Origin of the sequence: Marinobacter halotolerans (assembly GCF_008795985.1) — a bacterium.
In the GTDB taxonomy this organism is placed as follows: Bacteria; Pseudomonadota; Gammaproteobacteria; order Pseudomonadales; family Oleiphilaceae; genus Marinobacter; species Marinobacter halotolerans.
This window is the reverse complement of record NZ_VMHP01000002.1, coordinates 453,175-467,528: the sequence shown is the minus strand read 5'-3', so window position 1 is coordinate 467,528 and position 14,354 is coordinate 453,175. Positions and strand designations below refer to the sequence as shown.

The 14,354-nt window shown below is 59.3% G+C and carries 10 protein-coding genes; 6 read left to right on the top strand and 4 right to left on the bottom strand.

Going from position 1 to position 14,354, the window contains the following annotated elements; translation table 11 throughout:
* Positions 1 to 134: 134 nt before the first annotated feature.
* From FPL19_RS12465 to FPL19_RS12455, 4 genes are all read right to left on the bottom strand, one after another.
* Complete coding sequence (locus tag FPL19_RS12465; RefSeq protein ID WP_150912886.1) at positions 135 to 1,181, bottom strand: class I SAM-dependent methyltransferase; 1,047 nt, start codon at positions 1,179 to 1,181, stop codon at positions 135 to 137.
* A 144-nt stretch (positions 1,182 to 1,325) separates the two neighbouring features.
* Positions 1,326 to 1,499 carry a hypothetical protein gene (locus FPL19_RS17545; protein ID WP_191965278.1) on the bottom strand — a complete coding sequence of 58 codons (174 nt, stop codon included), beginning with the start codon at positions 1,497 to 1,499 and terminating at the stop codon, positions 1,326 to 1,328.
* A 127-nt stretch (positions 1,500 to 1,626) separates the two neighbouring features.
* Positions 1,627 to 2,301, bottom strand: coding sequence for a carbonate dehydratase (can, locus tag FPL19_RS12460; RefSeq protein WP_150912885.1), 675 nt, complete (start codon positions 2,299 to 2,301; stop codon positions 1,627 to 1,629).
* Between the two features lie 64 nt (positions 2,302 to 2,365).
* Complete coding sequence (locus FPL19_RS12455) at positions 2,366 to 7,252, bottom strand: NAD-glutamate dehydrogenase (RefSeq protein WP_150912884.1); 4,887 nt, start codon at positions 7,250 to 7,252, stop codon at positions 2,366 to 2,368.
* A 143-nt stretch (positions 7,253 to 7,395) separates the two neighbouring features.
* Here FPL19_RS12455 and FPL19_RS12450 point away from each other — a divergent pair, with 143 nt between their 5' ends.
* From FPL19_RS12450 to FPL19_RS12425, 6 genes are read left to right on the top strand one after another with little or no spacing between them, the layout of a single operon-like run.
* The gene (locus FPL19_RS12450; RefSeq protein ID WP_150912883.1) at positions 7,396 to 8,358 is read left to right on the top strand and encodes an AAA family ATPase; all 963 of its coding nucleotides are present in this window, start codon (positions 7,396 to 7,398) and stop codon (positions 8,356 to 8,358) included.
* Positions 8,359 to 8,369: 11 nt separating this feature from the next.
* Positions 8,370 to 9,314, top strand: coding sequence for a DUF58 domain-containing protein (locus FPL19_RS12445; RefSeq protein ID WP_150912882.1), 945 nt, complete (start codon positions 8,370 to 8,372; stop codon positions 9,312 to 9,314).
* Positions 9,315 to 9,335: 21 nt separating this feature from the next.
* Positions 9,336 to 9,803: a DUF4381 domain-containing protein gene (locus tag FPL19_RS12440; protein WP_150912881.1), complete on the top strand. Its 468-nt coding sequence runs from the start codon at positions 9,336 to 9,338 to the stop codon at positions 9,801 to 9,803.
* A complete protein-coding gene (locus tag FPL19_RS12435; RefSeq protein WP_150912880.1) occupies positions 9,797 to 10,819 on the top strand; it encodes a vWA domain-containing protein in 1,023 nt (340 codons plus the stop codon). The genes FPL19_RS12440 and FPL19_RS12435 overlap by 7 nt, the downstream gene beginning before the upstream one ends.
* Positions 10,812 to 12,602, top strand: coding sequence for a VWA domain-containing protein (locus FPL19_RS12430; protein ID WP_150912879.1), 1,791 nt, complete (start codon positions 10,812 to 10,814; stop codon positions 12,600 to 12,602). Before FPL19_RS12435 ends, FPL19_RS12430 begins: the two co-directional genes overlap by 8 nt.
* A complete protein-coding gene (locus tag FPL19_RS12425; protein ID WP_150912878.1) occupies positions 12,596 to 14,350 on the top strand; it encodes a BatD family protein in 1,755 nt (584 codons plus the stop codon). Before FPL19_RS12430 ends, FPL19_RS12425 begins: the two co-directional genes overlap by 7 nt.
* Positions 14,351 to 14,354: the final 4 nt, after the last annotated feature.

Sequence of the window (14,354 nt, the reverse complement as noted above, 5' to 3'; positions counted from 1 at the left end):
ATTCTAGGCTGATTATTCTAGAAATTAACCATAAGCTTCATATTATACGTTTTTTACAGTCTACCCTTTCGTTTGGTCCTTTGTTCGGGACACAAACCTCTTGCCCCTCACCCCAGGGGCTTTTTTTTGGAAAATCAGGCCTTCCGGGCAGACCAGACAACAAACCGGTTGTTCTCCGCCAGCACCGATGGTTGCCCGATGTAACGGCGAATCAGTGCTTCATAGGGCAGGAAACGGTTTGCCACCAGCCTCAGCTCCCCACCCTTCACAAGATGACGACTCACACTCTGAAGAAACTGCTCCGTTATGGATGAATCCGTTCGCACACCGGTATGAAAGGGTGGATTGGTCACGACCGACTGGTACTGCCCCTCTACGACCGCCAGCCCATCCGATGCCAGAATGCGGCCTTCAACACTGGCTCGCCGATACGTGGCCCGGGCACAGGTCACCGCCTGAAACTGGACGTCAACGCCATCCACAGGAGATACGGCGCCGGCATTTTCAGCCTGGAAACGCTGCCACCAGGCGCCAATCACCCCTGAGCCACAGGCAAAATCGAGAACCCTCCCCTGCATCAGCGGTTTCTCGGCCAGAGTATCCAGCAAAATGGCCGTTCCCGCGTCCAGCTCGCCTTCACTGAAGATACCCGGCAGGCCTGCCACTTCAAGGGCGATGCCCTGCCTTTCCACCCGGTGCCACTGCAGCCAGTCCGCCAGACGGAACGCCTCTGATGTCGTTACTGACTTCGCCTGCCACACCTGACAGTGACGAACACTGTCGATTTTTTCCGACCGGGGCAATTGCTGCTGAAGCTGGCGGACAGCGCCGGCAATGCCCTCTTTCTTCTCCCCGACCAGTATTACCCGGCCGCCTTGCGCCACCAGCCACTGGGCCAGCGCCAATCGAAGGGACAGCTCGGTCCGCGATTTCGGCAAAAACACAACAACGGTGTCTGCGCTAGCGTGAACAAGCGCCGGGTCGTCGTAACCAAAAGCGGGGGTGCAGGACTCGCAGGCAGACAGTAGATCGTAGGTGCCGGCATTGTCCGTCATCACCAGGCCATCCACATCGACCTGGTCCAGAAGCGCAGGGCTGGTCAGCCCGAGAAAAGTAGTACGCCCTGACAATCGATCAAGATTTTTAAGCAACGCCTGGTGGGAATTGGGCAACACGGACATGAATGGCAGCACTCCTCAAAAAACCGGCCGGGAAAGCAGGCTTTCCCCAAATGATCCGCGGAGTACTTTATAGGTAACACGCCCGGAACGGAACCGGACCTGAAGGCGTTGGGGACAGGGATGAAGCCTGCCTGCGAAAAGGCTTTATTTGTACCCGGAGACCATGCTGGCTTTCAGGGCGTCCTCGGGAGACATTCCCCAGTCTTCAGACGAGGGGGAGGAGGACTGAGCTGCAGCTGAACGGCGGTCCCGCTCCGTCACTTTTGTCTCTTTGCGACCATTGAGTGCACTCAGTGCTTTCTGCATCATCTCTCGCATGATCATTCTCCTCAGTTGCTACATCAACAGTGTAACAACCGGAAGAGCCACTAACTGTGATGACGCCGAGGGTCATCAAGTGACACTGATCACGAATTTTTGACACAATTTGACAGTGTACATGTCGCTATTTTTGACGCCCGGAACGTACCGGCCGCAGAACCAGATCGTCAACACTGCTCTGCTTGATTGCGTCTTTTTCGCTGTCAGAGCCGATATGAAGCCCCATATCCCGCAATAGACCATCCCTCAGGTCATAGACAAAACCGTGAACCCTCAGCGACTGGCCTCTTCGCCAGGCCTCCTGCACGATGTTGTTCTGGCACACATGAGACACCTGCTCCACCACATTCAGTTCACATAGCCGGTCCACTTGGTCCTGCTCTTCGCTAATACCGTCCAGAACGTCCTGGTATTTGTCCCGGACGTCCTGCACGTGGCGAAGCCAGTTGGCAATCAGGCCAAAACCTTCGTTGTGAAGCGCCGCTTTGACGCCGCCACAGCCGTAGTGGCCGACAACCAGAACATGCTTAACTTTCAACACGTCCACGGCAAACTGAAGCACCGACAGACAGTTGAAGTCCGTGTGCACCACGACGTTGGCGACATTACGGTGAACAAAGAGCTCGCCCGGCATCAGATCAACAATCTGGTTCGCCGGGACACGACTGTCCGCACACCCGATCCACAGATATTCCGGCGCCTGCTGGCTCGAAAGCCGCTGGAAAAACTCCGGATCCTCTTTTTTGATCCCGTTCGCCCAGGCCCTGTTTTTCTCCAGCAACGAATCCAGCTGCCCCATTGAACGCTCCTCTTTTACCGTTTACCCGTCGCATTGAACGGCAATTGATGCCTCAACGCAACGCTCACTGGACCTCACCAACCAGTTCTTCAAGCTGGGTATGCATCGTGGTCTGGGCCAGATCCAGCAGCTCCCTCAGGGCCACCGAGAACATGGCATACTCTGGTTCCCGCACACCCTTGAGCTCGGCCAGCATGGTTTTCCAGCGATGAACTAGCGATTCGTGGCGCTTCATCCAGCCGTCGACACACACACCAACGTCATCCGGCTTGCCCGCAATCCGCAGCACCCCGGTCGTCAGGGCCCGCTGCTGCCAATCCAGATCCTCACGGAAGCTTTCCCGCGCAAGGGCTTGCCAGTGCGAAGCGGGAACCAGGTTGGCAATAGCCCGGGCAAACCAGTTCAGATCGAGCTTGTCGCCTAGGTCATAGTAGAGATTGGCCACGGTTTTCAGCGGCATGCCGGTGGCTTCGTGGGCCTCGATAATGCCGAGCGATGAATAGAGATAGTTGGTTCCGGAAGCCACTGACGCCAGTTCCTCAGGCAGCCCTTCGGCAACCAGTTCATCATGACGGCGTTTCCACTCGTCCCGGGCATGCTCGCCCAGGTACTCTGGCAGATCGGAGGTAATCATCCAGACATTGTCAGCAAACCGCTCCATATGGCTCTGAATACTCAGTTCCGCCCGACGGTTACGCAGAAGCCAGCGCACGGCACGGCGAATCAGGCGACTCAGATCATTCATCAATTCGATCTGAAGCTTCGCGGGAATAAAGTAATCAAGGTACTCGATCTTGTCCCACCAGGTATCCAGCCGGAACACGTCACGGGCAATAATCCAGGCTAATGCCACGGATGCCGCATCAGCACCGGTGGACTGCTTCAGCCGCTCCACAAAGGTAATCCCCATGTGGTTGACCATGTCGTTGGCGATCTGGGTGGCGATGATCTCCCGGCGCAGCTGGTGTTCGCCCAGCTCTTTTGAAAATTTCCGGGTCAGATCCTGGGGAAACACCTTGTACATCTCGCCGGCCAACAGCGGATCGTCCGGCAATGAACTGTTGATCAACGTCTGTTTGAGGTCGCCTTTGACGTAGGAAATCAGCACAGAGAGCTCGGGCCGGGTCAGGCCTTTCTTGTCGAGCTTGCGCTCGGTCAGGGTCTCGTCGTCCGGCAGGAACTCCAGGCTGCGATTCAGTTTGCCCTCGCTTTCCATGGTGTTCATCAGCCGCCGGTATTCCTCCAGCCGGGTGGCCGCACCAACACTGGCAATACTGATGGCCTGGACCTGGCGATAGTTGTTTTTCAGCACCAGGGCAGCAACGTCGTCGGTCATTTCCTCCAGCATCTGATTGCGCTGCTTTTCCGTCAGGTCGCCCATGGCCACGGCCTGGTTGAGCAGGATCTTCATGTTCACTTCGTGGTCAGAACAGTCGACACCGCCGGAGTTATCGATGAAGTCGGTGTTCAGACGACCGCCGCGCAGGGCAAATTCGATGCGGCCAAGCTGGGTCATGCCCAGGTTACCCCCCTCGCCAACAATCTTGCAGCGCAGTTCGCTGCCATCGACCCGCAGGGCATCGTTGGCCTTGTCCCCCACGTCGCTGTGACTCTCGGTTTTCGCCTTGACGTAAGTGCCAATGCCACCAAACCACAGCAGATCCACCTGGGATTTAAGAATGTGGCTGATCAGCATGTTCGGTGGCACGCGGTCCGACTTGATACCCAGCAGTTTTTTCATTTCCGGGCTGACCGGAATGGATTTGGCACTGCGGTTGAACACGCCGCCGCCCTTGGAAATCAGCTTTGTGTCGTAGTCGGTCCAGGATGAGCGAGGCAGCTCAAACAGGCGCTTGCGTTCCTTGTAGCTTTTCTCCGGATCCGGCGAAGGATCCACAAAAATGTGCATATGGTTGAATGCGGCCACCAGTTTGGTTTTCTCGGAAGACAGCAGACCATTGCCGAATACGTCGCCAGCCATGTCACCGATACCAATGGCGGTAAACTCATCCAGCGCTGGATTGATACCCATCTCCCGGAAGTGACGCTCCACCGAGACCCAGGCACCCCGGGCGGTGATGCCCATCTTCTTGTGGTCATACCCGTTGCTACCGCCGGACGCGAAGGCATCTCCCATCCAGAACCCGTATTCAGCGGCCAGCCCATTGGCGATATCCGAAAAGGTGGCCGTGCCCTTGTCTGCGGCAACCACCAGGTAATGATCGTCCTCATCGTGGCGAATCACTGATTCCGGCGGCTTGATACCACCATCGACGAGATTATCAGTTATATCCAGCAGGCCCCGGATGAAGGTTTTGTAGGCCTCTATACCCTCAGCCTGGAAGGCCTCGCGATCCGACATGTCCGGCAACCGCTTGGCCACAAAGCCGCCCTTGGCACCAACCGGCACGATCACCGCATTTTTTACCTGCTGGGCCTTTACCAGCCCCAGTATTTCAGTGCGATAGTCCTCAAACCGGTCCGACCAGCGCAGGCCACCACGGGCAACCTTGCCGCCCCGCAGGTGAACGCCCTCCACCCGCGGTGAATAGACAAAGATCTCGAACATGGGCAATGGCAGCGGCACGTCCGGAATCTGGTGAGGATCGAATTTCACGCTGATATAAGGTTTGTTGCCGCCGTCAGCGTCGGGCTGATAGTAGTTGGTGCGCAGGGTTGCCTGCATCAACTCGATAAACAGCCGCAGAACCCGATCTTCACTGAGGTTTTCCACCTCATCAAGCCCGGCGTTGAACTCGATTTCCAGCTTCTGCTGCGCTGCCTTGCTCTTACCCGGGCTCTGGTACCGCTCCGGGTTGAAGCGAACCTCGAAAAACTCCAGCAGCAGGCGGGCCAGATCCACATGATGAACCAGGGTGTTGGAAATGAACGTCTGACTATTGGACACGCGGATCTGGCGCATGTAACGGGCAAAGGTGCGCAACAGCGCAATCTCGCGCCAGCTCATGTAGGAGGACAGCAGCAGGCGGTTAAAGGCATCGTTTTCGGCGTCGCCGTACCAGACCCGGCTGAACAGATCCTCGAAGATCGGGCGGATACGGTGAATATCGACAACCGTTCCGCCGGTGGTCTGAAGCGTGAAGTCGTGAATCCACACGACCTTGCCGTTGCGATCATTCACCTCGAACGGATGCTCGCCAATGACCCGGAAACCCAGGTTGTCGAAAATGGGCATAACATCCGAAAGCGGGAGAGTTTCGTCCGGGAAAAACAGCTTGAAGTGAAGCGTGCTTTCATCCTCTTCCAGAGCCCGGTAGAAGCTCATGGTAAGGCGTTTTTCTCTGGTCGCCTGGGCAATGTGGTCCACGTCAATGGCCGCACGCCGGGGTGAGAACATGTCCTTGTAACTGGATGGGAAAGCCGAGGCGTAGAGCCGATAGAGCTCGTTGCCCTGCTCTTCGCCATAGGACTCGTTCAGGGATTCCAGCAGCCCGTCACGCCAAGACTGCGCCAAGGCGATGACCTTCTCCCGTATCTCCTGGAAGGGGATCTGACGGTTCTCGACCTGGGGCACACGAATGGTGAACTGCACCCGCGCCAGAACCGACTCGGAGAAATGCGTGACAAACTCGATGTCCTCCGCGTCCAGTGCATCCACTAGAACCTGCTCCACTTTAAGCCGGAGCTCGGTGTTGTAGATATCCCGCGGAAAGAACGCCAGACAGGTGACAAACTGCCCGTAGACGTCCTCGCGCATGAACAGTTCGATGCGACGACGTTCCTGGATATATAGAATGTTCTTGGCCACCGACAACAGATCCGACGGCTCGATCTCGAACAGTTCATCCCGGGGGTAGACCGTCAGAATCTGGTCAAGCTCTTTGCCCGCATAGTCGTCCCGCATGAAGCCGGAGCGGCGCATCACGGTCTGGAATTTGCGCCGCAGCAGCGGGATCTCGTCCGGACGCTCGTTATAGACCCGTGAGGTGTAAAGGCCGAGGAACCGCCTCTCGCCAACAACCTCCCCCTTGCTGTCGAACTTTTTCACCGCGATGTAATCCGGGTAGGCCGGACGGTGGACGCGGGCGCGCTGGGCGGATTTTGCAAAAATGAAAATATCGTCTGTGCGGGTCATCTCATGGCGGGTGCGCTGGGGCAGCTCGTTCAGACGCACCATATCCGGCCGCTCGTTGTTGACCCGCAGAATACCCAGCTCGGAGTTTTCCACCCGCCGAACCACCAGGCCCTTCTTGTCTTTGACGAAGTCGTATTCGTCGTAACCAAGAAAGGTGAAATGATCCTTGACCAGCCATTCCAGGAACGCCTTGGCTTCCTGCTTGTACTCATCGTCGATTTTAGCCGCGATACCGTCCAGCTCTTTGCTGATCTCGTTGACCTTCTCGGTCACGATCGGAAAATCGTGCACGGCGATACGCACTTCATGAAGAATGGTCTGGATCATCTCCTCGAGATTGTGAAGATCGTCCTGGCTGCTGTGGCGATCAATCTCGAGCACAATAAAGGCCTCGTGCTCGGTGTTCTCAACCTTCTTTTTGGGCGGATAGACCTTGAGCAACTTGCCCTGCTCATCCCGCTGCACCTGCAGGATGGAATGCTGTATCGAGTGGGTTCCGATCTCCCGCTGGTTAATGGCAATGCGCAGGGAGTCGATGATAAACGGTATATTCGGATGCAGGATAAAGATCACGGTATGGGTCGACTGCCATCCGTCACTTTCCAGATCAGGGTTAAAGACCGACACGGGCGACTCGTATTTTTCCCGCTTCTGCAGAAACTGCCAGCCGGAAAGAATACCGCCGTAGGTGTCGGAGAATCGTCGACTGGCCAATTCTTCAAGAGGTGTGTGGGCGAAATGCTGCTTGGCGAACTCGGTAATTTTTTTCGCTTCTGTCTTCGCAATTTTTTCTGCGAATGCCTCGTCCAGCTGTTGGAAAAACTGTTCCTTGCTGGCGATTGTCAGCGCATTCATAGTCAACCTCTGGCAGTGTGAAATAAACGTAATCGACGAACTGTCACCTAAGGATAGTCAAACCCTTGATTTTTGCTGGCCAGATGCGAAAACTGCGGCATCTACCTACGAAAACAGTCTCTGCACCGGAGTGAACATCACCCATGGCGTTACAGGATACGTTCAGCGACCTGAGAACTCAGTTAGCGAAAAGGATAATCGGCCAGGAAAAACTCGTTGACCGATTGCTGATCGCCCTCCTGGCCGATGGCCACCTGCTTGTGGAAGGCGCACCGGGCCTTGCCAAAACCACCGCGATAAAAGCCCTGGCGGATCATCTGGAAGGCGATTTCCACCGCATCCAGTTCACTCCGGACCTGCTGCCCTCGGACGTCACGGGCAGTGAAATCTACCGGGCCGAAACCGGGCAGTTCGAATTCCAGCGCGGGCCGATCTTCCACAACCTGGTGCTGGCAGACGAAATCAACCGCGCCCCAGCCAAGGTTCAGTCAGCATTGCTGGAGGCCATGGGCGAACGTCAGGTCAGTGTTGGCATGCGCACCTTTCCGCTGGATCGCCTGTTTATGGTCATGGCAACCCAGAACCCGATCGAGCAGGAGGGCACCTATCCCCTGCCGGAAGCCCAGCTTGACCGCTTCCTGATGCATGTGGTGATTGACTATCCCTCAGCCGCGTCGGAAAAAGCGATTCTGCACCTGGCCCGGAACGATTTCCGTCGCGGGCAGATCGCCGCCCAGGTAAAAGTGTCGGCCAACCAGGTGTTCGAGGCCCGCAATGAAGTGGCGGACATCTACATGTCCGAGCCGGTCGAACAGTACCTGCTGGCTCTGGTCCTGGCGACACGGGCACCAGCGTCTGTTGATCCCGAACTTGCCCGATGGACGGCCTTCGGGGCCAGCCCCCGCGGTACCATCGCCCTTGACCGCTGCGCACGCGCCTATGCCTGGCTGGACGGCCGTGACTACGTCAGCCCCGACGATATCCGTACCGTTGCCTTTGATGTACTCAGGCACCGGATTCTCCTGACCTTTGAAGCGGAAGCCGAGGGCATGACCGCAGACGCCATTATCCGGCGCCTGATTGCCCACGTACCGGTAACCGCCTGACGGACGCGACCATGACACTCGCTCCGCCGGTCACCCACATTGCGCTGCCGCAACTGATCCGACTGCAGGCCGACGCCCGGGCACTGAAACTGCCTGCGGCCAAGCCGGTACGTTCCCGGCAGGCCGGGCTGCAGCGATCCCCCCGCCGGGGCCGCGGCATGGCCTTCGCCGAGGTACGCCAGTACCAGCCGGGGGACGATATCCGCAGCATTGACTGGCGGGTCACCGCCCGCCGGCAGTCGCCCCATACCAAACTGTATGAAGAGGAACGGGAGCGCCCGGTGTTGCTGCTCTGCGATCTGGGGCCCTCGCTGTTTTTTGCCAGCACCGGCGCCTATAAACAGGTGCGCTGTGCGCAACTGGCCGGCATCCTGGCCTGGCTCGGGCTATGGTCCGGCGACCAGGTTGGCGGCATTGTCTTTGATGGCAATACCCTGACGGTCCAGCGGCCGGCAAGGCGCAAGAAGTCGGTGCTGCGTTTTCTGGACACCCTGGCCAGCCTGCAACGCATCGGCAGCCAGCAAGCCACGGAACGACCGTCCGATGCCCCGGCGGCCAACCTGGATACAGCTCTGAGCGAGGCCAGAAGGGTCGCCCATACCGGCAGCCGGATCTTCGTCATCAGCGATTTCATGCATATCAGCAACGATACCTCACGGCTTCTGGGTTCGTTGGCAGGCCACAACTCGGTCAGTGCACTGCGCGTGATGGACCCGCTGGAAGAGAAGCTGCCAGAATCCGGACGCTTTGCCATCGCCGGGGAAGACGGACCGGTCTGGTTTGACGGCAGCAACCCCCGGTTCCAGCGCGCCTATGCCGAAAAGGTTGGCCGGCACAACGCGCAGCTGACGGAGTGCTTTCGCACCGCCGGCGTAAGACCGGCCACGGTCATGACCGGCGACGAACCCGCGGTGGCACTGCAGGCTCTGCTAGGCCCACGAGGACACATTGGCTAACGACAAATTTGTGGAATAGCAATGGAACAGGACCCGCTGAGCAAACTCAGAGACATCCATATTCCCGAGCCCGGCGGTTTCTGGCCACCGGCGCCGGGCTGGTGGGTGCTGTTGCTGGTTATTATCGCCCTGGTGTTTGCCCTCGCCCTGTGGGCTCGCCGTCGTCGCCAGAAAAATGCCTGGTACCGGATCGCCAACCGCGATCTGGACCGTCTTGCCAATCGCGCCGCGGTTACGGCGAAATGGTTCAGTGAGCTTAACGGGCTGCTGAAACAGTCCGCCATGGCCCGCTATCCAAACCGGCACCCGGAGGCACTATCGGGCGCCGAGTGGATCGACTTTCTGCTGGAAACCAGCCCTAAGGACCGCATTGCCTCACGGCCGACGGTCACGGCCATGGTGCAAAGCTGCTATCAGGCGACGCCGGATTGCTCTCCCGATGACGCCATCCGTTTCGCGCGGCTCTGGATGGGAGGGAAAAAATGCTGAGTTTCGCCTACCCATGGTTGCTGCTGCTGATCGCCCTGCCACTGCTGTTGCGTGCCCGCAAACGCCGCGCCCAGCCGGTGGAGGCGCCGATACTGCCCACCGGCCACTGGCTGTCGGATCTGCCGGGGGTCAGCCGCAGCGGCAACCGCACCTCTCTGCTTCAGACCCTGTTGCTACTCACTGTCTGGGCGCTGCTGATCGTCGCCCTGGCGCGTCCGCAATACGTGGGCGAGCAGGTTCAGCTACCGGTCAGCGGTCGGGACCTGCTGTTGGCAGTGGATATCTCCCCCAGCATGGACGAACAGGACATGGTCATTCAGGGGCGGAGCATCAACCGTCTGCAGGCGGTGAAGGTGGTGCTGGACGACTTTATCGAGCGCCGCAAGGGGGACCGGCTTGGCTTGTTACTGTTCGGCACCCAGCCCTATATACAGGCACCGCTGACCTTTGATCTGGGCACGGTACAGACCCTGCTGGATGAAGCCGGCATCGGCATGGCCGGCCGTGCCACCGCCATCGGCGATGCCATTGGCCTGGCCGTCAAGCGGTTGCGCAACCGGCCCCAGGATCAGCGGGTCGTCATTCTGCTGACAGACGGCGCCAACACCGCCGGCGAGATTCCTCCGGACAAGGCGGCCGAAATCGCCAAAGCCGCCGGCGTGCGGATCTACACTATCGGCATTGGCGCAGAATCCATGGTACAGCGCGGCCTGCTGGGCTCACGTCGGGTCAATCCATCCCGGGACCTGGACGAAGGCCTGCTTAAACGCATGGCCCAGCAGACCGGCGGCCAGTACTTCCGGGCCCGCAGCCTGCCGGAACTGGAAATGATCTATGAAAGCATCAACCAGCTTGAGCCCATCGAGCTTGAGGGCAAGCGCTATCGCCCGGTCACCGAACTCTACTTCTGGCCGGCGGGCCTGGCCGTTCTGATCTGGCTGATTCTCCAAGCCGGCCGGGCGCTCATTATGACCAGGGCCAACGCCATTGAGAACCGCAGGGGGGAGCATGGCTGATTTCCATTTCGTTCGTCCGCTCTGGCTACTGCTTCTGATTGCCGCGCTGGTGCTTCCCCTGGTACTGCGGAAGTTCCGCAACAGCGATAGCGGCTGGAGCCGCATCATTCCGCCACAGTTACTGACACCGCTTATCCGCTCATCGGGAAGCCAGGGGGCCGGGGCACGCTCGCCAACGGCTCCGTTGGTAGCCGCCATTACCCTGCTGGCAATCGCCCTCGCGGGGCCGTCCTGGCGCCAGGCTCCGACGCCGTTGCAGCAACAGGACGACAGCCTGGTGATCGTACTGGATCTGTCCCTGTCGATGCTGGCAACCGACCAGGAACCGGACCGCCTGACGGTTGCCAAACGCAAGATCCGCGACATTCTTGAAGCCCGGGAAGGAAGCCTGACAGCGCTGGTGGTCTACGCCGGCGATGCCCATGTGGTTACCCCCCTGACCGACGACCGCCAGACCATCGAAGGCATGCTGGGTGCACTGAACCCGGTGATCATGCCGGCGACCGGCAACCGCGCTGACCTGGGCGTCAGCAGCGGGCTCGAGCTGTTGCAACAGGGCGCCCCCGGCAAGGGCCGTTTGCTGCTGGTTGCTGACGATGTAGCCGAACGCTATCAGGATGACATCCGTACCCTGCTGGCCGACAGCCCCTACACCCTGAGTACCCTGGTGGTGGGTACCACAGAGGGAGGCCCCATCCCGCTGGCGGATCGTGGGTTCATCCGTGACCAGGGCGATGTGGTTATTGCCCGGGCCGACCCGGCATCCATGCAGGAGATGGCTGACGCAGGCAGTGGCCGCAGCCACACGCTAACCATCAACAACGCCGACATCAGAGCACTGGAGCTGCGATCGGAAGACGCGGAGGACTGGCGCGAGAGCGAACAGGAACTTACCGTCAATCGCTGGCAGGACGACGGCTACTGGCTGCTGTGGCTTGTCATTCCCCTGGCGCTGCTGGGCTGGCGTCGCGGGGCCATGATTCTGGTGCTGTTCACCCTGTTGCCGCTGATACCCAGGCCCGCCCAGGCCCAGTCGTGGGAGCAACTGTGGCTGCGGGAAGACCAGCGAGCCCCGGAAATGATCCGCAAAGATCCGGAACAGGCGGCCCGCGACCTTGAAGACCCGGATCTGCGCGGCAGTGCGCTCTATCGTTCCGGTGATTACGACCGCGCTGCCGAAGCCTTTGCCAATGGCGACGCCCGGGATGCCCTCTATAACCGGGCAAACGCACTGGCCCGGGCCGGCAAGCTGGAAGAAGCCCTGAAAGCCTATGACAGAGTGCTTGAACAACAGCCCGAACATGAGGATGCCCGCTTCAACCGGAACCTGGTTGAACAGCTGCTAGAACAACAGCAACAACAGCAGAACCAGTCCGGTGAAAAAGGGGATAAATCCGGCGATCCTTCTGGCCAGCAGCAAGACGGGAATCAGCAGGACTCTGACAACCAGTCGGACGGACAGAGCCAGCCCGGACAGGATCAGAGCGAACAACCCTCAGGCCAGCAACAAAATGAAAGCGACGGTCAGCAATCTGCAGAGGACGAGGCCTCCGGACAGGAAGATCAGCAACCGCCATCAGCCGGCAGCGATGCCCGGGAGCAGGACGGTCAGCAGTCAGCGGCCGAGGCGCCGGCTGAACTCGAGACAGCACCCCTGAGCCAGGGACAGGAACAGTGGCTTAGGCGTATTCCCGACGACCCCGGTGGCCTGCTGCGGCGAAAATTTCTTCAGCAGTATCAGCAAAGGAACACACCAACCGACGAGGGCGACACACCATGGTAAACCGGCTGGTTTTTCCGTTTGTTCTGATCCCGATTCTCTGGGCAGTGCTCAACAGCGCCAGTGCCGCCTCCCTGTCGGTAGACCCGGACCGAAAGCGGCTCTATGAGGGCGAGGTGCTTACCCTGACCGTCAAGGGCAGCATGGAGATCGACCTGAACCTCAGTAATCTGTTTGATTTCGATGCCTCCAGCCTGCCCCAGCCGGATATTGAAAAGGTCGAGGGGGATTTCAATATCCTCGGCCAGAACCAGCGCTATTCCATTCGCACCGTAAACGGCGACATGGTGGGAGAAGTCACCTGGACCTACCAGCTTGCCCCCCGCCAGACCGGCAAACTGACCATTCCTCCACTGGAGTTCCGGGGCGCCGAGTCCAAGCCGGTCACCATTGAAGTGGTGGATGGCACGCCACCGGATCAGGCCAACAGCGCGCGCGACAGCTTTATCGAGCTATCCACCAACAAAGCCAGCGTTTACGTACAGGAAGAGCTGGTGCTGACAGTCAAACTCTTTTTCAATGGCAGCATGGTTCGCGGCGAACTGTCGGAACCCTCGCACCCGGATGCCATCATCGAAACCCTCGGTAAGCAGACCGAATACAACCGCTATCGCGATGGCGTGCGCTACAGGGTTGTCGAGCGCCGCTACGCCATCTTCCCCCAGCAACCGGGGGAGCTGAACATACCGGCCATCCGCTTTGAGGGGCAGACCAGGGACGCCGCAGGGCGTCTCAGATTCCTTCGTGACAGCAAAGAGCTTTTCCCGGTACCGGTTGAAGATATTCCGGACAGCTTCACCGGCGAGACCTGGCTACCGGCCACCCGACTCACGCTGTCCGAATCCGGCCTGACCAATGAACGGGTCATTGACGCGGGACAGAACCTCTCGCGCACCCTGACCCTCAGCGCCGAGGGCCTGCCGGCCGCCGCCCTGCCGCCTTTCAGCAATGAAACGCCGGAGGGAATCCGGGCCTACCCAGAAACCCCCGAGCGTACAACAGTTCCCACCGAGGAAGGTCTGACCGCCGAGCTGGAGCAGACCGTCGCCCTGGTACCGGTCAAAACAGGCGAAGTCACACTTCCGGAAATTCGCATTCCCTGGTGGGATACCAAAACAGACACCCAGAAGATGGCCGTCATTCCGGCCCACCGATTTACCGTCCAGCCGGTCGCCGGTCAGGCAGCGAGCCCGCCGGAACCCGCACCGGAGCCTGCGGAAAACGAAGCAGCCGGCGACTCCACAACCGATCCGCAAACCATGCCTGAAACCGGAGCAGCCTCCGACGCTGCCTGGACCTGGAAGGTCCTCGCACTGATCCTGCTGACGGGCTGGATAGCGACGGCACTGATCTGGTGGTGGCGTTCAAGGCAAACCAGCACGCCCGCCGATCCCGCAGCCAGAGCAGGTGACGAGTCCGAAAAAGCCCTTTTCAGGGTGCTGTGGGAATCAGCCAGGGCCGGCGCACCGGAAACCTCGGGGCATCTGGTGCGCTGGGTCCAGCATTGCTATCCGGAGCGCACCGTCGTCAGTCTGGAAGAGGTGTATCAATTGCTGGGCAGCGAGCAGGTGGAACGTGAGATGAGGCGGCTGCAGGCCATAACCTTCAGCCAGAATGGAGCAGACGCCGAACAGTGGCACAGCGAACCATTGGTCACCGCCCTGACAGACTGCCGACAACAAATGAAAACCGGACCGGCCGCCCGTAATCCACTGCCGGCGCTCTACCCTGATGAACTGAACGCGGGTTAAGCCG

Excerpts from the sequence above, each read along its gene's own strand:
- can (WP_150912885.1), bottom strand. The coding sequence starts at position 2,301 with ATGGGGCAGCTGGATTCGTTGCTGGAGAAAAACAGGGCCTGGGCGAAC.
- FPL19_RS12445 (WP_150912882.1), top strand. The coding sequence starts at position 8,370 with ATGACACTCGCTCCGCCGGTCACCCACATTGCGCTGCCGCAACTGATC.
- FPL19_RS12465 (WP_150912886.1), bottom strand. The coding sequence starts at position 1,181 with ATGTCCGTGTTGCCCAATTCCCACCAGGCGTTGCTTAAAAATCTTGAT.
- FPL19_RS12450 (WP_150912883.1), top strand. The coding sequence starts at position 7,396 with ATGGCGTTACAGGATACGTTCAGCGACCTGAGAACTCAGTTAGCGAAA.
- FPL19_RS12430 (WP_150912879.1), top strand. The coding sequence starts at position 10,812 with ATGGCTGATTTCCATTTCGTTCGTCCGCTCTGGCTACTGCTTCTGATT.
- FPL19_RS12435 (WP_150912880.1), top strand. The coding sequence starts at position 9,797 with ATGCTGAGTTTCGCCTACCCATGGTTGCTGCTGCTGATCGCCCTGCCA.
- FPL19_RS12440 (WP_150912881.1), top strand. The coding sequence starts at position 9,336 with ATGGAACAGGACCCGCTGAGCAAACTCAGAGACATCCATATTCCCGAG.
- FPL19_RS17545 (WP_191965278.1), bottom strand. The coding sequence starts at position 1,499 with ATGCGAGAGATGATGCAGAAAGCACTGAGTGCACTCAATGGTCGCAAA.
- FPL19_RS12455 (WP_150912884.1), bottom strand. The coding sequence starts at position 7,252 with ATGAATGCGCTGACAATCGCCAGCAAGGAACAGTTTTTCCAACAGCTG.
- FPL19_RS12425 (WP_150912878.1), top strand. The coding sequence starts at position 12,596 with ATGGTAAACCGGCTGGTTTTTCCGTTTGTTCTGATCCCGATTCTCTGG.